Here is a 16,683-nt window from a genome sequence, read left to right on the forward strand (position 1 = left end):
TGAGACTATAAGTCTCCTGAAGGAACGTTGAAGACGACGACGTTGATAGGCCGGGTGTGTAAGCGCAGCGATGCGTTGAGCTAACCGGTACTAATGAACCGTGAGGCTTAACCTTACAACGCCGAAGGTGTTTTGGCGATTTGAGAGAAGATTTTCAGCGTGATACAGATTAATCAGAACGTCTTTAAGACGGGCTGATAAAACAGAATTTGCCTGGCGGCACTAGCGCGGTGGTCCCACCTGACCCCATGCCGAACTCAGAAGTGAAACGCCGTAGCGCCGATGGTAGTGTGGGGTCTCCCCATGTGAGAGTAGGGAACTGCCAGGCATCAAACAAAGCAGAAAGCTCAGTCGAAAGACTGAGCTTTTTGTTTTTGCGTTTTAACAAGAACCCCGTCCCGAAAGGTGCGGGGTTTTTTGCTGTGTGGGGTATATCTCCCCGGTGGCGCTGCGCTTACCGGGGCTACGGATTCGCACCCGCCCTGCACGACCTGTAGCCCGGACAAGGTGCGCTGCACCGCCTCCGGGGAAACATCCGGCCCGACCGCCGGGTTCGTTAACATCAGTAATACCTATCACATTAATAGGTTATCCTGCAATTGTCCTTACTAATAATATGGATTATCTTCCCTGCGTGATGAATCAACGCATCATCTCTCCCGAGGGAGAAAAATAGAAAGCAACTCGCTTATTTCTCATCCTGTTAACTGGTTATAAATTCAATGAAAAAACCGCTAATTGGGATTCTGGCTTTCGCTTATGGACTAAGCTTACCTCTGTTTGCTGCTGATACCGCCACATTAACGCTCTCCGGGCGGGTGGTTTCAGAAACCTGCAGCACCGATATCGTCAATAAACAACCTCAGCAGCGTTGCGGAAAGAATACCTATCTTATTGCTTCGCAAAATAGCGTGACGAATGCTCGTGGCGTGGTCACCCGGACGGTGAATTTACCGGATGATGCAAGTCGGAAAATAATTATCAGCAGCTACGATTAATATCATTTCTCTATTTCAGCGCCATTATATTGTATGTCGGCGAAATAATGGCGCTGCCTCTTCCTCCCGCAAAATAACGCACTTGCGATTCAGAAAAAATATTTCCGTGACTGAATACTTCGCTCCCGGATGTATTGTGCCAAACAGTATGCTTCTTCCCTGTTTTTGTCTTAATGAGCTACATCATTAACACTTTGTTAACTTGATCTGGTTTATATGGCGGAAAATTTGTTATACAAAGAGGGATGATTGCCTGTATGGATGCTGCCCGAAATACCTTGCGAGACATATGCAGGTTATCGGCTGGCAATATGAGAATAGAAATGAAAATCCTGCTTAACTGGTCGCCACTGCGCCAGCTCTTCACTTACATTCAGGAGCGCTTTACCTTTCTGGTGCTGCTCTGCTGGCCAGCGATTATCTGGCTGTTCTGCCGGGTCGGGGTGTGGCTCACCGATAAGGTGTACGAGCTGTTGGGGAAATCACCCGCGGAGTCCTTCACCGTCTATCTGCAGCCGTTTATGACCCCCGGTACGTTGCTGCGCATCTCCATCAGCTGGATTGTCTTATTGTTTATCCTGTTTAGTATGGCGATGGCCTTCACCTGGGGTTTACGTCGCTTTATGAACCGCCACAAATAAATCCCAGGGCCGCCGTCAGTCGACGGCCCTTCTTAAGCCCTTACGCCATCTCGCCAATAGTCTTACGAAAACGCAGCAACGCGATAGTAAAGAACACCCCGCCGATAGCCAGCAAGGTTAAGAACTGCGGCCAGACGATGGCGAAGCTGGCGCCACGGTACAGTATCGCCTGCGCCAGACTGACGAAGTGGGTGGTCGGCATGGTCAACATAATATCCTGTACCAGCTGCGGCATACTTTCCCGCGGTGTGGATCCGCCGGAAAGCATCTGTAGCGGCAGCAGCACCAGAATCATCAGCAGCCCCAGCTGCGGCATCGAGCGGGCGAGGGTGCCCATAAAAATGCCGATTGAGGTAGTAGCGAACAGGCTGAGCGCCACCCCCAGCATAAACAGTGGGATCGACCCCTCAATGGGCACCTGCAAAATCCCCTGCACCATCAGTATCAGCGACAACCCGGAGACCACCAGCACCACCAGGCCCATCGACCAGATCTTGGCCATCATGATTTCAAACGGCGTTACTGGCATCACCAACAAGTGCTCTATGGTGCCATGTTCCCGCTCGCGGATCAGCGCCGAACCGGTGAGGACGATCGCCAGCATGGTGATGTTGTTGATGATTGCCATCACCGCGCCAAAGCGCTCCTGCTCAAGGTTAGGGTTAAAACGCATCCTTACCGCCAGCTCTACCGGCAGCACGCTGTTATCCCGATAACGGGCGACAAAGCTGTTGACTTCGCCACTGATAATATTCTGGATATAGCCGTTACCGGTAAAGGCCTGACTCATTCGCGTGGCGTCAACGTTGACCTGGACTTCCGGCTGCCGACCGGCCAGCACATCGCGCTGGAAGTTAGGCGGGATGTTGATGGCGAAAGTGTAGCGCCCGGCATCCAGCCCGGCGTCCATCTCATCAGCGGTGATCAGCTCCGGCTCGAGAAACCAGGGACGGTAGAAAGCGTTAATAATGCGTGAAGAGAGCTGGGATTTATCCATATCAGCAACCGCGATCGGCGCCAGGTGCAGCGAACCGGGCATCACCGTGGCCGAGGAGTACACCGACACGGTAAAAGCAAACACGATCAGCGCCAGCATTGCTTTATCGCCGAGCAGGCTGCGCAGCTCTTTGACGCCAAGATTATAAATATTGCGTAATCCGCGCATCATCCCTCCTGTTTCTTCAGCAGCAGCACGCTCAGCCCGAGCACCAGCGGCACCGCAAGCAATAGCGGAATGAAGGAGCCCCACAAATCACTGAGATTCAGCGCCTTGGAGAAGGTGCCGCGAGCGATAGTCAGGAAGTGGCTGGTCGGATAAATTTGCCCAATCCAGCGCCCGGGCCCTTCCAGCGACGCCACCGGATCGATCATCCCGGAGAACTGGGTTGCCGGGATCAGCGTAATGATCGCGGTACCGAAAATGGCGGCGATTTGGCTCTTCATAAAGGTTGAGATCAGCAGCCCCAGACCGGTGGCGATGGTGACATACAGCAGCGCCGCCAGGGTCAGCGTCAGGAAGCTGCCCTTATGCGCGACGCCAAAGACAAAGACCGACAGCGCGCACAGCAGGAAGAAGTTAAACATCCCCAGTACGATGTAAGGCAGCTGCTTGCCGAGCAGGAATTCGCTGCGGGTAGTTGGCGTCACGTACAAGTTGATAATCGATCCGAGTTCTTTCTCACGGACTACGCTCAGGGCGCTAAGCATCGCCGGGATCATCATCAACAGCAGCGGGATCACCGCCGGGACGATGGCCGGCAGGCTCTTCACGTCCGGATTATAGCGATAGCGGGTCTCGATGGAGATGAGTGAGGTATCGCGCTGTGGGCTGCTCTGCCGGCCGGCCATCTCCTGCAGCCAGGCGAGATGCATCGCCTGCACGTAGCCGCGCACGGTTTCCGCGCGGTTGGGCATCGCGCCGTCCACCCAGACGCCGATTTGCACCGGTGTGCCGCGGGCGATATCGCGACCAAAGTTCGGCGGGATCTCTATTGCCACCGCCAGTTCGCCGTCGCGCATCCGGCGGTCCAGTTCGTCATAACTGTGCAGCGGCGCCTGTTCGATAAAGTAGCGTGAGCCGGCGATATTCTGCGACCAGCCCTGGCTGCTGATGGTTTGATCGCGGTCGAGGACGGCAAAGCGCAGATCCTCAACGTCCATGCTGATCCCATAACCCATAATAAACATCAGGATCACCGTCCCCAGCAGCGCCAGCGTCGATCGCACCGGATCGCGGCGCAGCTCCAGCGCCTCGCGGCGGCTGTAGCTAAACAGGCGGCGTAGACTGAAGGCCTGCCGTGGGGCCGTGTGTTCCGAATGCGATGCGACAGCAGACGTGGGTTCATCTGGTACTGGAGAGGACGGTTGGGCCTCTTTAAGCCAGGCGATAAACGCCTCTTCGAGGCTGGCGGCTCCGCGCTGCTCGACCAGCGCCTGTGGCGTATCGCTGGCCAACACCTTGCCAGCATGCATCAGGGAGATGCGATCGCAGCGTTCCGCCTCATTCATAAAGTGGGTGGAGATAAATATAGTAACGCGATCCTGGCGCGCCAGGTCTACCATCAGCTGCCAGAACATATCGCGCGCCACCGGATCGACGCCGGAGGTCGGCTCATCGAGGATCAGCATCTCCGGGCGGTGGATGACCGCCACCGCTAACGACAGGCGCTGACGGATCCCCAGCGGCAGATCGGCGGGAAGCGCGTCTTCAACCTCGCTCAGCATAAAGCGCTCGCTCATCTCAGCGACCCGGTTGGCTATTTCGTCGTCCGGGATATGAAACAGGCGGGCGTGCAGCTCGAGGTTTTGCCGAACGCTCAGTTCGCTGTAAAGCGAGAAGGCCTGTGACATGTAACCGACCCGCTGGCGGGTGGCGATATCCTTCGGGTCGACCGGCTGGCCGAACAGCCAGGCTTCACCTTCGCTGGCGGGCAGCAGGCCGGTGAGCATCTTCATGGTGGTGGATTTGCCGCAGCCGTTAGATCCAAGGAAGCCAAAGATTTCGCCGCGGGCGATGCGAAAGTTAACGTGGTCGACGGCAACAAAGTTGCCGAAGCGCATGGTCAGGCCGCGCGCTTCGATGGCGATCTCTTCCTCGCGGCTGTCGCGCGGCGGGATAACTACCGCCTTATGCGCCCGGCGCTGCGCTTCTAGCAACAGGGCGATAAACGCCTGCTCCAGGGTCTGGCTGCCGGTCTGGGCTTTGAGCTCCGCGGCGCTGCCGGTCGCCAGCACCTCGCCGGCATTCATCGCCACCAGCCAGTCAAAGCGCTCGGCCTCTTCCATGTAGGCGGTAGCCACCAGCACGCTCATCTCCGGCTGGCGCTGGCGAATACTGTCGATAAGCTCCCAGAACTGCGCCCGGGAAAGCGGGTCGACGCCGGTGGTCGGTTCATCAAGGATTAGCAACTGCGGGTCGTGGATCAGCGCGCAGCACAGGCCGAGCTTTTGCTTCATCCCACCGGAGAGTTTACCGGCGGGGCGATCGCGAAACGGCGCCAGCCCGGTGCTCTGCAGCAGCTCGTTGATGCGCAGTTCGCGCTCGGCTTTATCGTGGCCGAACAGGCGGGCGAAGAAGTCGACGTTTTCATACACCGAGAGAGTGTGATAGAGGTTTTTCCCCAGCCCCTGTGGCATCCACGCGATTTTCGGGCACACGTCGCGGCGGTGATGCACATCACGCATATCGCCGCCAAGCACCATCACGTTACCCTGTTCAATGGCCCGCGCCCCGGCGATCAGCGAGAGCAGGCTCGATTTGCCGACGCCGTCCGGGCCAATCAGACCAACCATACGCCGTGCCGGGATGGCCAGGCTGATATCCCGCAGCGCGATGGTGGCGCCAAACTGCTGGCCAACGTTTTCCAGCAGGGCGACGGGGGGCGAGGTATCCTGCGGCGTCAGTTTCATTGCGGCAACCTCACCGTTAGCGCCTCAGGCCAGGGTTGTTGTTTATCCAGCCGTACGTAAGCCATGCCGGGCAGGCCGGTTTTGACATATTCCAGATGCTGCGCCAGCAGCTCCGGCGGGATGCGCGCTTTGACGCGGAACATCAACTTAAGACGTTCGTCGCTGGTTTCTACCGTTTTCGGCGTGAACTGGGCGACGCTGGCGACAAAGCTGATGTTGGCCGGGATCACCAGATCCGGCGCGGCATCAAGGATCAAGCGCGCTTCGCTGCCGAGCGCCAGCAGACCTGCCTGCTCGGTTGGCAGAAAGAAGGTCATATAGACATCGGCGAGATCGACCATGTTCAGCACCCGGCCACCGGCGGCCAGTACTTCGCCTGGCTCAGCGACGCGATACTGAATGCGGCCATCACGCGGTGCTTTCAGCTCGCTATCGTCAATATCGGCAAGGATCCGCCGTTCGGTCGCCTGGGCGGCTTCGACGCGGGTTTGCGCCTGAATAATGCTGGTGCGGGCAGCTTCGATGGCGGCGTGGGCGGCAGAGACCTGGGCTTTTGCCGATTCCAGCGCCGCGCGGGCGCTCTCTGCTGCCGCGCGGTCGTCATCCAGCTGCTGGGCGGAGACGGCGCCGCGCTGCGACAGGGCATTCGAGCGGACATGGCGTTTCGCCGAGGAATCCAGCTCCGCCTGGCGCTGCTTCACGACTGCTTCGCTGGCGCGCATTTCACTCTGCCGCTGATCGAGCAAGGCTCTGGCGGCGAGCACCGCGCTTTCCGCCTCCTTGATTTGTGCAGCGGCTTCAAGACGCTGCTCATTCAGTACGCGGGTATCCATCCTCGCGAGGACTTCTCCCTGACGCACAAACTGGCCCTCTTTGACCAAAATCGTGTCGATACGCCCGGCGATTTTACTGGCAATATCGACTTCGGTGGCTTCGATTCGGCCGTTGCTGCTGGCAAAACCGTCCGGGAGGCCTGGCGGGCGCAGCAGCCACCATGCGGCGGCGGCGAGCACCACCAGTAAGCCGACAAGATACCCTGCCCAACGTTTCTTTAATTTGTCCATACGCGACTCGCTTGATTCCCTTTGCTGAGTGGTGCGCGTGTTTCCTCCGCCGAGCGGAGCGTCCTCCTTGCGAGGGACGAAAAGGTGGGGGTAAAGGCCGCTGACGCAGCGCTCTGCCGCGTCGATGCGCAGCCGATCGCTGTGCTACTTATGTGGTCATCATCAGCGATCCAGGCCTTAATGAAACACGCATAGTGAGAGCTATCGTCATCGCGATAGTAACATTCGTGGCGATGTTGTCCATATGAAGTGCGTGGTCTTGTCGGTGCGTTAACAGAAAACCCCAATGTCAGGATAAAACAGCGAAAACAGGCTGGTCCGTTTTGTTATCTGGTTGCCCCCCGGTAACTACGATATGATTCCGCTCCTGGCATTAAGAAACATCCGACGAGTGCTTTAATTTCATGAATGAAGAAAGCCAAAAATATATCGCCGTGATTTTTAAGGAATGGCTACCGCTGTATGACAGCCTGACGCCGGACGTCCGTGCATTGCTTAAAAAAATGGCTGATGAGCGATCGTCGATGTTAGCGACCCGCTTTTACGATTTTATTTTTCAGGATCCGGATATCGCCAGGCACCTCTCTTATGAGCTGGTTGAGGAACGTCTGAGCCGCTCTCTGGCGGGATGGGTGCAGCAGATCCTTACCTGTGAAAAAGAGGAGCTTCAGGCCCTCGCGGAGCGCCAGTATCAGATCGGCAACATTCATTCGCGGATTGGCATCCCGGCTGAGGCGGTGCTGCGCGGCGCGCGGCAGATAAAAGCCGGGCTGGTGGAGGCGATTCGTGACAGCCAGGTGGAGCGGGACACCGGGATAGCGGCTATCCATTACGCGATCATGGCGATAAATATGGCAGTGGAGATGATGTGTCACGCCTATACGCTGTCGCATTATCGGGCTACCAAAAATGAAGAAGCCTTTCGTCTGTACAGCCTGATGGATAACGTCCCGATGGAGTATGGCAAGCAGCAGGCATCGCTTTCGGGTTGGGAAAATAGTGCGATTTTTAATATCGTCAGCGAGAACAGGACGGACCTTAACGCAACGTTATTATCTGAATCCGAATTTGGTTTGTGGTTTCGCCATAAATGCGTTCGCTATTTTAACCACAATCCGCAGATGGGGGAGATTACTGAATTAATCGGTCAGGTGGATGCGTTGATTACCGAATGGCGTACCGCGGAACAGGATGCTGGTTATAAAAATACTCAGAGCTTGCTGCAAAGGATCCATATCCATTGTCAGCACATCAGCAGCCAACTGGGGGTATTGTTCAGTAGTCTGTCGCAGATGCAAAACGGCAAAGACGCGCTAACCAGCCTGCTTAACCGTCGCTATCTGCCGGTGGTGCTCAAGCATGAAGTCACCCTGGCGATTGAGTATGACCTGCCGCTGACGGTGGCAATTATCGATATTGATTTCTTTAAAGAGATCAATGACAAATGGGGCCATCTGGTCGGCGACCGCGCCATTAAGCACGTAGCCGATCTGCTCAGCGATAATATTCGCTCCAGCGACTATCTCTTCCGCTACGGCGGTGAGGAGTTTCTGCTGGTGCTGGTGGAGACCCGTGCGGCAGAGGCTTCCCCTCTCCTTGAACGTCTGCGTAAAAAGATTGGCCAACTGGCGTTTAACGTTGGCGGCGACACGCAGATCCCCATCACCGCCAGCATTGGCTTTGCCGTCCACACGGGGCACCCCGATTACAACCTGCTGCTGCGTGACGCTGATAACGCGCTGTATGCCGCCAAGCGCGATGGACGCAACTGCGTGAAGATGCACAAAGGTGGGGGATGAAACCGTAGCCCCGGTAAGTGTAGCGCGACCGGGGAAAGGATCTGAAGCTCAGAACAGCACCGGCAGCCCCAGCCCGCGCTTCACTTCATGCAGCGTCTGCTGCGTGAGCTGGTGGGCGCGTTCGCTGCCCTGACGCAACAACTCCAGCAGCATTCCTTTATCCTGACTGTAAGTGGCCCGGCGTTCGCGGATTGGCGCCAGTAGCGCCTGCAGGCAGGTTTCCAGTTCATTCTTACACTGGCGATCGCCCAGCCCACCACGCTGATAGTGGGCTTTCATCTCAGCAACCAGCGCCTTATCGCTATGGAAAGCGTCGAGATAGGTGAACACCACGTTGCCGTCGACATGCCCCGGATCGCTGACTCTCAGGTGCGTCGGGTCGGTGTACATCGCGCTGACCGCGCGGTGGATCTCCTCTTCACTGGCCGATAACGTCAACGTATTGCCCAGCGATTTCGACATTTTGGCGTTACCGTCGACGCCTGGCAGGCGGCCCACTTCGCTGAGTAGCGCTTTGCAGTGGCGCAGCACCGGTTCGCCGGTCAGGCTATTCATTTTGTGGACGATCTCGTTGGTCTGCTCAATCATCGGTAGCTGATCGTCGCCCACCGGCACCAGCTCGGCTTTGAAGGCGGTGATATCGGCGGCCTGGCTAATCGGATAGGCGAGAAAGCCCACCGGCAGCGAGCGGGCGAATCCCTTCTGGGCAATTTCATTTTTGACCGTTGGGTTACGCTCCACGCGGGCGACGGTGACGATATTCATATACAGCGCGCTGAGCTCCGCCAGCGCCGGCAGAGCGGACTGCAGGCAAATAGTGGTGAGCCTGGGGTCGATGCCGACGGCCAGATAATCGGCCATGACTTCGAGGATATGGTGGCTGATTTTTTGTGGGTTGCTGCCGTTATCGGTGAGCCCTTGCAGGTCGGCGATCAGGATAAATTGCTGGTGGTCGTGCTGCAGCGCGACGCGCTGGCGCAGCGAGCCGACGTAGTGGCCAAGATGTAGTTGGCCGGTCGGGCGGTCGCCGGTGAGGATGGTTTGTGGATGGTTCATCAGGGACTCCTTATCAGACTGTTCAGCCGAAAGACGTCCTGAAAACACCAAAGCCGCCTTCCGGCGGCTTTGAAAATGGAAACGTGTATCGTGCCGCCTGTTATGCAGGCAGCCACCAACGACGGGGGTAAGTAACGATAACGTTTCTGTTCATCTTTTTATCCTGCCACGAAATCACGGCGGGGTAAACCCGCCTCGTATTACATGGTCGAGAAGACGTTCATGATCACGCCGCCGGAGATAATCAGCGCCATGGCGATAATGGCCGCCAGGTCTGGTTTCTGCTTATAGAGGATCATGGAGCAGATAGTCACGCCGACGATACCGAAGCCGCACCACAGCGAGTAGGCCACGCCCACCGGAATAGTGCTCATCGCGCGGGTGAGGGCGAAGTAGCACAGGCCGTAGGCGCAGACCACCAGCACGGAAGGCGCCAGTTTGCTGAAGCCGTTGGTTTTTTTGATCATCGAGGTGCCGGTGATTTCGGAGCCGATAGACAGCGCCAGCCATAAAAATCCGAGATTAAACATAGGGTATTCCTTTCCTGTTAGTTGGCGATTTTCTTATCCATGGAGGCGACTGGCGTGACGGGGGCGGCCTCTTCGCTCTCTTCCGAACCCATTTTCGAGAACAGGTTCATGATAACGATGCCGCTGGCGATCACTGCCATGCCGATGATGGCGGCGGTATCCGGGTGCTGGCCGTAAAACGCCATTCCCAGCGTCGAGACCACCAGGATACCGGTGCCGGACCAGGTGGCGTATGCCAGACCGACCGGAATATCTTTCACCGCCCGCGACAGCGAGTAATAGCAGGTGCAGTAGAGCGCAATCAGCAGCCCGAGCAGCAGCATTTTGGTGCTGCCTTCGCTGCTACCGAACATTTTTAACGTCGAGGTTGCCGAGGTTTCGGAGAGGATAACCAGCAACATCCATAACCAGCATTTTGTTTTCGAAGACATCGTTAAGCTCCAGGTTTATCGTTGGGTAAGGTCATATCTTTCTGTTTTTTAAGTAATCAATGGCCGCATCGGTCAGCTGCGCGTGCGGAGTCGCTGCCAACGCTGGATTATTCACCACGTCTGTGACGGTGAGATAACGGCGCGGTTCGCTGTTGGCGGTGGCAGGCGCGGTGGGTGCGTCCAGCTTCGCCAGCAGCTCATTCATGGTGCCGAGGAAGACGCCGCAGGCTTCCAGACGGGCGAGGGTGGCCTGCAGGTGTCCGGCATAAGCGCTGTCGGCCTGCGCCCCGCGCAACTGGTTGAGTTCGCTGAGCGGATCGCAGTGGTAGCGCAGCGCCAGCACTGGAATACCCGTCAGCAGCGCCTCGTGCGCGCAGCGGGCGAGCGGGCTGCGCAGCGTGCCGTTCAGCAGATCCGAGGCCAGCGTATAATCGAGAAACGGTAGCAACACCGCCCGCCACGGCGCTGACGGCAGGGCATCCTGCCACGCTGACGGAGCGAGAATTTCGCCCGTCTCCTGCCACGCGGCGGCGTCGGCGAGGCCCTCCTCCAGCGCGAGGCGCAGCGGGTAGCCGCAGCCGGCCAGGCGCTGGCGGATTGCCGCGCGGTAGCCGTCAGCGGCGGTCACCATCACCAGTACTGGTGGCCGCAGGCGTTGCAAAATCCGCGCAACTACACCTTCAATCTGTTCATCGGTCATGGTGAGCCTCCGTTAGCCGATGAGCGTCACCTGCGCGCCGTTTTTCAACCCGGCGGCATTGGCTTCTTCGGTATCGATATGGAACTCCAGCGCGAAGTCATCGCGCACGCGCACCACCACTTCATCGAAGGTCAGCTGGCGTTCGCCGTTGCTGCGCACGCTGACCTTCTGGCCGTTGCTGACGTTGAGCTGGCGTGCGTCCTGCGGCGACATATGAATATGCCGCCAGGCGCAGATCACCTGCGAATGGAGTTCAACGTGGCCAGCGGGCCCAATCAGCAGCGCGCTGCCGGCATTCTCCAGTTGCCCGGACTCACGAACCGGCGCCTTAATCCCGAGCGTGAAACAGTCGGCGCGCGATACTTCCAGTTGCGATACCGGGCGGGTCGGCCCGAGGACGCGGACGTTGGTCAGCGAGCCTTTCGGCCCGACAACGGTCACGCACTCCTGGGCGGCGAACTGCCCCGGCTGGCGCAGCGGTTTGAACGGCGTCAGGCTGTAGCCTTTGCCGAATAGCGCCTCGACGTCCTGTTGCGCGAGATGGACGTGGCGGTTGGAGATCCCCACCGGGATCGCCGGCGCCGTTGCGTTCAGGCGGGTGGTGATTTTTTCGCGAAGCAGGGTGTCGATCATCACTTCTTCCCTTTCTTCAGCGTTGGGTTTTTATCTTCCGTTGCCTGCGGGGCGGCCTGCGGCGCGGAGGGAACGATCGCTTCTGGCGCGGCGGCGACAGCGACAGCTGCTGGGGCGGTGGGCTGCTTCGCGCGCGGTGGGTTGCCTTTGAGGTTGCTTAACGCTTCAACCACGCAGCGCTCAGGGCGGGCAATCACCAGCGACTTCACGGTGTGCTCGGCGCCAGCTACCGCTACGCCGCGCTCGATAGCAGTGTGAATGGCGCTGATCTCCCCTTCAAAGCAGACGCTCACCAGCCCGGAGCCTGGTTTGCGATAGCCAATGCAGGTCACTCCCGCGGCTTTACAGGCGGCGTCGACGGCCTGAATGGCGGCGACCCATCCTCGCGTTTCAATTACGCCTAAACTTTTCATGGTCGGCTCCTGTTAATGGCGGACTAAGCGAATATCAAAATCAAATTGCCGGAAGAAGGTTTCCAGCCGGTCCAGTTCGTCCGGTGAATAAGACGGGTCCTGGGTAATCGGGTAGGGCATATCCAGGCGTTCGTACTTTTTGCGCCCTAACTGGTGGTACGGCAGCATGTCGATGCGGCGGATATTTCCACGCTTCGCCAGCTTTTGTACGTAATCAATGGCGCCGGTAATGGCGTCGAATGAGTCGTTGTAGCCGCGGATAAGCGGCATGCGCACAATGACGTTGGCGCCGGAATCCACCAGCCATTCGAGATTGCGGCGGATCCCTTCGTTGCCGATGCCGAGCATCGCCCTGTGGTGATCGCTGTTGATCTGTTTGATGTCGAATAAGAAGGTGTCGGTGACCGGCGCCAGCTTCTGATAGTTGGCAAGCGGGGTGGTGCCCTGGGTTTCGACGGCGGTGTTAATCATCATCTTTTTGCATTCGCTGAATAAGGCAACGGCAAAATCGGTCTGCAGGCTCATCTCGCCGCCGCCGATGGTCACGCCGCCGCCGGAGGAGATGTAGAAGTCGTAGTCCTGCATGATGATCTCCATCAGCTCGCTGACGGTGACGTCCTTGCCCATAATGTCCAGCGCGTTCTGGGTGCAAATCTCTTCGCATTTGCGACAGCCAATGCAGTCTTTATTGCGGTCGACGAAGTGCTTCATTTCGCCGTTCTCTTCCGCCCGATAATGAATACCCGCCGGACAGACGCTGACGCAGTCGCCGCAGTTGATGCATTTGTCGTGCGAGAACATCACCTGGAACTGGCTGCTCAGCCCTTCCGGGTTGGCGCACCACGGGCAGCGAATGTTGCAGCCCTTAAAAAACACCAGCGTGCGAATGCCATCGCCGTCATAGATCGAATATTTCTGGATATTGAAAATTCGGCCCGTTAATTCTTGTTTTGCGATCACGCTTGCCTCCCGCTCCGTCCCGTTACGGGACGGAGAACTTCCGGTTATTTCTCAAATACAGCTCATTTAATTCTCTTTAAGAGAACTAGAACTTCTCAATCACCGTACGGCTGATGATCTCGTCCTGGACCTCTTTGCACAGCTCGACGAAGTAAGCGCTATAGCCGGCGACGCGAACGATCAGGTCGCGGTATTTCTCCGGCTCCTGCTGCGCTTTCTTCAGCACTTCGTTATCGACGTAGCTGAACTGCATCTGGCCGTTGCCGAGAATCGAGGCGGTACGCAGCAAGGTAATCAAGCCGTGGCGACCTTCCGGGGTATCGAGCAGCCCTTTGAGGAACTTGAAGTTGTGCACCATGCCGATGTTCATGGTTTCCACGTTCATCTTGCTGACCGACTTGATAATCGCCGTCGGGCCTTGTTTATCCGCACCCTGGGTTGGGCTGATGCCGTCGGAGAGCGGCATCCACGCCAGGCGGCCGTTCGGCGTGGCGTTGGTCAGCTCGCCGATTGGTGTGTTGTTGGAGATAGACAGGGTGCCGTGGCTGAGGGTCGAGTAGAGCATCTTGTACTTACGGCACTCTTTCTCGGTCCATTCGGTAATATCCAGCGCGTACTGGTCGACGTAGTTATCGTCGTTACCGTATTTCGGCGCGTTCAGGCAGTCACGGCGCAGCGCTTCGTAACCTTCGAAGTTGGCCAGCAGCGCATCGCGGATCTGCTCAAGGGTGTATTTCTTCTCTTCGAACACCAGCTTGCGGATCGCCGCCATCGAGTCGACGTAGGTCGCCAGACCGGAGAAAATCAACCCCGGCCCGTGGTTGACCATCGCCCCGCCGGCGGCGACGTCTTTACCGCTTTCCATACAGCCTTCAACCAGCAACGACATCAGCGGCTTCGGCGCCACATCGCGGTGGACGCGCTGGCTGATGACGGTACCGATGGCCGACAGGCGCACGATGTGGGCGATCTGCTGTTTCACCGCCGCGTCGAAATCGTCGAAGGTGCGCAGGTCGCGCAGGTCGCCGGTATCCAGCCCCTGATAGCTATCGAACAGCACCATCCGCCCGCGGTTGAGCACGAACTCGATAGCGATAGGCCACTGGGTGTAGCCGGTGGAGGTCCACTGGTAGATGCGCCCGGATTTCTGCGGCTCAACGCAGCCCATCAGGCAGTAATCACGGGCGTCTTCAAAATCGAAGCCCTTGCGCAGCATCATCTTGATGTGGGAGTCATCGAAGTGGCAGGCCGGGAAGCCCATTCCCGCTTTCACCACGTCGACGATTTTTTCCATGTATTTCTGCGGCGACTGGTTGTGGATACGGCAGGCCAGCGACGGCTGATAAACCTTCACAAAGCGCACGGCGTCCATAATCAGGTAGGTCAGATCGTTACAGGCGTCGCCGCCGCTGCGTTTCTGGCCGCCAACGGTGAGGTTGATAAACGGCTGATAACCGGCGAAATATTTCGCGCCCAGCTCGCTCGACATCCACATCAGTTCGGCACATTTGATGATGAACGCCTGCAGCAGCTCCAGCGCGCTGTCGTGGGTCAGGCGGCCTTCGCGGATATCGGCTTCGAACATCGGGTAGCAGTACTGGTCTACGCGCCCCAGCGACAGCCCGGTCTGGTTCTCTTCGATTTCAAACAGTGATTCGACGGTCCAGATGCTCTGCAGCGCTTCCTGCAGGGTCTTTGGCGGGTTGGCCGGTACGTTTTCATTGACATCGGCGATGGTCAGCAGCTCGGCGCGGCGCTGGGCGTTTTGCTCTTTAGCCGCCAGCTCGCGGGCGCGGTCGGCGATACGGCGGGCATAGTTGACCACCCCTTCACAGGTTTCGATTGCCGCTTTGTAGTAGTAGATACGGTCGATATCTTCCGGGTTTTCCATGCTCAGGCTGGCCAGATGCGCCTCGGCATCGGCTTTAATCCCATTCATCCCTTTGGTGAACAGCAGCACGTCGTAGCCCGGGCAGGTATCGCCGCCGCCGTTAATCTGGTGATAGGAGAGGTCGCTGACGAAGGTCTCGCCGCTGAAGGCCCAGACGCCGGCTTCACGGTATTGCGCTTCGCAAATCTCATCCAGCGAACGGCCTTCCCAGAACGGGACGATCTCTTCGCGAATGGTTTTTTTATCTGCTTCGCTGATCTCAAACGGATCCTGCGGGCGGGTGCTCATGGTGTCGAGCTCGTCGCGCACCCAGCGCCAGGCGATATCCGGCGAGAAGGCGCCCGCGCGCGGCTTGCCGCACGGATGGCCGACGATCAGCTCATCGTCCTGAATCAGAATCGGCGCGGTTTCGCAGGCGTGGCGGAAGGCTTTTGCCCGCAGCAGAATGGTCGGCATGCCAGGGTTGGCTTTGACCACTTCGGTAAAGGCCAGCGCGCGATAGATAGAGACGCTCGGGCGTACCGTCAGGTAGTGGTTACGCAGGCGCTGCATACGCGGGGTTAAGCCTTCCATCACCGGCGTGTCGGCGCAGGCGGCGAACGGCACGTGGCTGACCGGCTGTACGCCGCTAAACAGGCGCACCGGCAGATTCAGCGCGCTGAGGTTGCGTTGGGCGCTGATAAACATCGCCGAAAGTTCGTTCACTTCAGCATGGTCAAAAGCGGCGCCGTGCAGCATGGCGTCGAGCATCGGATAGCCGTCAATGGCGCAGGCGGCGCGGACTTCGCTCAGTTCCGCCAGCTTGAACCACAGGCACTCCACGATCTCATACGCCTGTTGGGCATTGAGCGCGCCGCTGTTGATATCGCGCTGATAATAAGGCAGCAGCGCGATATCCGCCCCTTGCGGGTTAACCGCATAGCTGCCGTTATCCAGCTGTAGCGCCAGCTGGAACAGATAGAACGCCTGGCAGGCTTCTTTGAAATTACGCGCCGGATGGGCCGGAACGTGGTGCAGAATGGCCGCGCTATCGAGCAGCTCGGCTTTGCGATAAGCATTGGTTTCCGCGGCCGCCAGCTGTTCGGCGCTGTTGGCCAGATTTTGCGCCAGCGCTAACAGAGCGTCACAGGCGTAGATGGCGGCGCGGCAGCCATTGACTTCATCCATACCGCTGCGGCTGACCGCGCTACCGAGGGCGCGGGTTTTCTCTTCTAACTGGTGCTTAATCGCCAGCACGCCTTTTTCGACCACCAGTTTGTAATCCGGCGAGTCCAGCTCGCTATTGAGGTTGAGGAACTGGAAAACCGATGGACGACGGGTCGCGTTTTCGTCATGGAAAATCGCCCCGTGCGGTTTACGGGTCTGGTTGCCGACGATCAGCTCGTCGGCGCTGATGGTCAGCGGCAGCTGGCGCATCAGTTCATAGAAGCGGCGCGCCGGTTTAACGGCGGCGGGAACGCCCGCGATGTCGCCATCAAGAGCGTTCAGTGTGGTGGCATGTTCGGTGCACAGAGTGCTTTTCTGGGCGAGTAAACGGTCTGCCAGCACTTTTACGCGCGGCGTTAAGTTGTAGTGTGCCATGAAGTATTCTCCAGATGTTCTTTTTCCGCGGCTGATGACAACCCGGTTGTGGATACAGTGTCCGTATTCCTGCCGGG

Annotated in this window: 14 protein-coding genes and 2 rRNA genes; 5 read left to right on the forward strand and 11 right to left on the reverse strand. The window is 58.0% G+C overall.

What is annotated here, in order from left to right:
• The 4 genes from CWM54_RS23500 to CWM54_RS23520 form a co-directional block, all read left to right on the forward strand.
• Positions 1-115, forward strand: a 23S ribosomal RNA gene (locus CWM54_RS23500); the annotation flags it as partial.
• 97 nt (positions 116-212) lie between these two features.
• Positions 213-328, forward strand: a 5S ribosomal RNA gene (gene rrf / locus CWM54_RS23505).
• 394 nt (positions 329-722) lie between these two features.
• Complete coding sequence (locus CWM54_RS23515; protein WP_087652867.1) at positions 723-998, forward strand: DUF2574 family protein; 276 nt, start codon at positions 723-725, stop codon at positions 996-998.
• 323 nt (positions 999-1,321) lie between these two features.
• Complete coding sequence (locus tag CWM54_RS23520) at positions 1,322-1,639, forward strand: hypothetical protein (RefSeq protein WP_061155912.1); 318 nt, start codon at positions 1,322-1,324, stop codon at positions 1,637-1,639.
• 40 nt (positions 1,640-1,679) lie between these two features.
• On the opposite strand, the gene CWM54_RS23525 is transcribed toward CWM54_RS23520, so the two are convergent.
• Genes CWM54_RS23525 through CWM54_RS23535 form a run of 3 tightly spaced genes read right to left on the reverse strand, consistent with a single transcriptional unit; the run spans position 1,680 to position 6,612 of the window.
• On the reverse strand, positions 1,680-2,804 hold the full coding sequence (locus CWM54_RS23525) for an ABC transporter permease (protein WP_012969040.1): 1,125 nt from the start codon (positions 2,802-2,804) through the stop codon (positions 1,680-1,682).
• Positions 2,804-5,548 (reverse strand): ribosome-associated ATPase/putative transporter RbbA, encoded by a 2,745-nt coding sequence (gene rbbA, locus CWM54_RS23530; RefSeq protein ID WP_100698659.1) that lies wholly within the window; start codon positions 5,546-5,548, stop codon positions 2,804-2,806. The genes CWM54_RS23525 and rbbA overlap by 1 nt, the downstream gene beginning before the upstream one ends.
• Positions 5,545-6,612, reverse strand: coding sequence for an HlyD family secretion protein (locus CWM54_RS23535; RefSeq protein WP_100698661.1), 1,068 nt, complete (start codon positions 6,610-6,612; stop codon positions 5,545-5,547). The genes rbbA and CWM54_RS23535 overlap by 4 nt, the downstream gene beginning before the upstream one ends.
• Before the next feature lie 404 nt (positions 6,613-7,016).
• On the opposite strand from CWM54_RS23535, the gene CWM54_RS23540 reads away from it, so the two are divergent.
• Positions 7,017-8,411, forward strand: coding sequence for a diguanylate cyclase (locus tag CWM54_RS23540; protein WP_100698663.1), 1,395 nt, complete (start codon positions 7,017-7,019; stop codon positions 8,409-8,411).
• A gap of 48 nt (positions 8,412-8,459) precedes the next feature.
• Here the strand turns inward: CWM54_RS23540 and trpS are convergent, their stop codons facing one another.
• The 8 genes from trpS to cutC all read right to left on the reverse strand — a co-directional run bounded on the left by trpS (position 8,460) and on the right by cutC (position 16,606).
• Entirely contained in the window at positions 8,460-9,467 is a 1,008-nt protein-coding gene (gene trpS, locus CWM54_RS23545) for a tryptophan--tRNA ligase (protein ID WP_100698665.1), read from the reverse strand.
• A gap of 200 nt (positions 9,468-9,667) precedes the next feature.
• Entirely contained in the window at positions 9,668-9,997 is a 330-nt protein-coding gene (locus CWM54_RS23550) for a DMT family transporter (RefSeq protein WP_004204123.1), read from the reverse strand.
• Between the two features lie 17 nt (positions 9,998-10,014).
• On the reverse strand, positions 10,015-10,428 hold the full coding sequence (locus CWM54_RS23555) for a DMT family transporter (protein ID WP_047043812.1): 414 nt from the start codon (positions 10,426-10,428) through the stop codon (positions 10,015-10,017).
• A gap of 31 nt (positions 10,429-10,459) precedes the next feature.
• Entirely contained in the window at positions 10,460-11,128 is a 669-nt protein-coding gene (locus CWM54_RS23560; RefSeq protein ID WP_100698667.1) for a hypothetical protein, read from the reverse strand.
• Between the two features lie 12 nt (positions 11,129-11,140).
• Positions 11,141-11,761, reverse strand: coding sequence for a phosphate propanoyltransferase (locus CWM54_RS23565; RefSeq protein WP_100698669.1), 621 nt, complete (start codon positions 11,759-11,761; stop codon positions 11,141-11,143).
• Positions 11,761-12,174 carry a BMC domain-containing protein gene (locus tag CWM54_RS23570; RefSeq protein ID WP_074387182.1) on the reverse strand — a complete coding sequence of 138 codons (414 nt, stop codon included), beginning with the start codon at positions 12,172-12,174 and terminating at the stop codon, positions 11,761-11,763. The genes CWM54_RS23565 and CWM54_RS23570 overlap by 1 nt, the downstream gene beginning before the upstream one ends.
• A 12-nt stretch (positions 12,175-12,186) precedes the next feature.
• Positions 12,187-13,134 carry a choline TMA-lyase-activating enzyme gene (gene cutD, locus CWM54_RS23575; RefSeq protein ID WP_032731573.1) on the reverse strand — a complete coding sequence of 316 codons (948 nt, stop codon included), beginning with the start codon at positions 13,132-13,134 and terminating at the stop codon, positions 12,187-12,189.
• Positions 13,135-13,219: 85 nt separating this feature from the next.
• Complete coding sequence (gene cutC, locus CWM54_RS23580) at positions 13,220-16,606, reverse strand: choline trimethylamine-lyase (RefSeq protein WP_100698671.1); 3,387 nt, start codon at positions 16,604-16,606, stop codon at positions 13,220-13,222.
• Positions 16,607-16,683: the final 77 nt, after the last annotated feature.

Source organism: Klebsiella sp. D-Nf1 (assembly GCF_002810515.1).
Lineage (GTDB): Bacteria > Pseudomonadota > Gammaproteobacteria > Enterobacterales > Enterobacteriaceae > Klebsiella > Klebsiella variicola.

What these genes read in the sequence shown, in the direction of transcription:
- CWM54_RS23515 (WP_087652867.1), top strand. Translation starts at nt 723, where the DNA reads ATGAAAAAACCGCTAATTGGGATTCTGGCTTTCGCTTATGGACTAAGC.
- CWM54_RS23520 (WP_061155912.1), top strand. Translation starts at nt 1,322, where the DNA reads ATGAAAATCCTGCTTAACTGGTCGCCACTGCGCCAGCTCTTCACTTAC.
- CWM54_RS23525 (WP_012969040.1), bottom strand. Translation starts at nt 2,804, where the DNA reads ATGCGCGGATTACGCAATATTTATAATCTTGGCGTCAAAGAGCTGCGC.
- rbbA (WP_100698659.1), bottom strand. Translation starts at nt 5,548, where the DNA reads ATGAAACTGACGCCGCAGGATACCTCGCCCCCCGTCGCCCTGCTGGAA.
- CWM54_RS23535 (WP_100698661.1), bottom strand. Translation starts at nt 6,612, where the DNA reads ATGGACAAATTAAAGAAACGTTGGGCAGGGTATCTTGTCGGCTTACTG.
- CWM54_RS23540 (WP_100698663.1), top strand. Translation starts at nt 7,017, where the DNA reads ATGAATGAAGAAAGCCAAAAATATATCGCCGTGATTTTTAAGGAATGG.
- trpS (WP_100698665.1), bottom strand. Translation starts at nt 9,467, where the DNA reads ATGAACCATCCACAAACCATCCTCACCGGCGACCGCCCGACCGGCCAA.
- CWM54_RS23550 (WP_004204123.1), bottom strand. Translation starts at nt 9,997, where the DNA reads ATGTTTAATCTCGGATTTTTATGGCTGGCGCTGTCTATCGGCTCCGAA.
- CWM54_RS23555 (WP_047043812.1), bottom strand. Translation starts at nt 10,428, where the DNA reads ATGTCTTCGAAAACAAAATGCTGGTTATGGATGTTGCTGGTTATCCTC.
- CWM54_RS23560 (WP_100698667.1), bottom strand. Translation starts at nt 11,128, where the DNA reads ATGACCGATGAACAGATTGAAGGTGTAGTTGCGCGGATTTTGCAACGC.
- CWM54_RS23565 (WP_100698669.1), bottom strand. Translation starts at nt 11,761, where the DNA reads ATGATCGACACCCTGCTTCGCGAAAAAATCACCACCCGCCTGAACGCA.
- CWM54_RS23570 (WP_074387182.1), bottom strand. Translation starts at nt 12,174, where the DNA reads ATGAAAAGTTTAGGCGTAATTGAAACGCGAGGATGGGTCGCCGCCATT.
- cutC (WP_100698671.1), bottom strand. Translation starts at nt 16,606, where the DNA reads ATGGCACACTACAACTTAACGCCGCGCGTAAAAGTGCTGGCAGACCGT.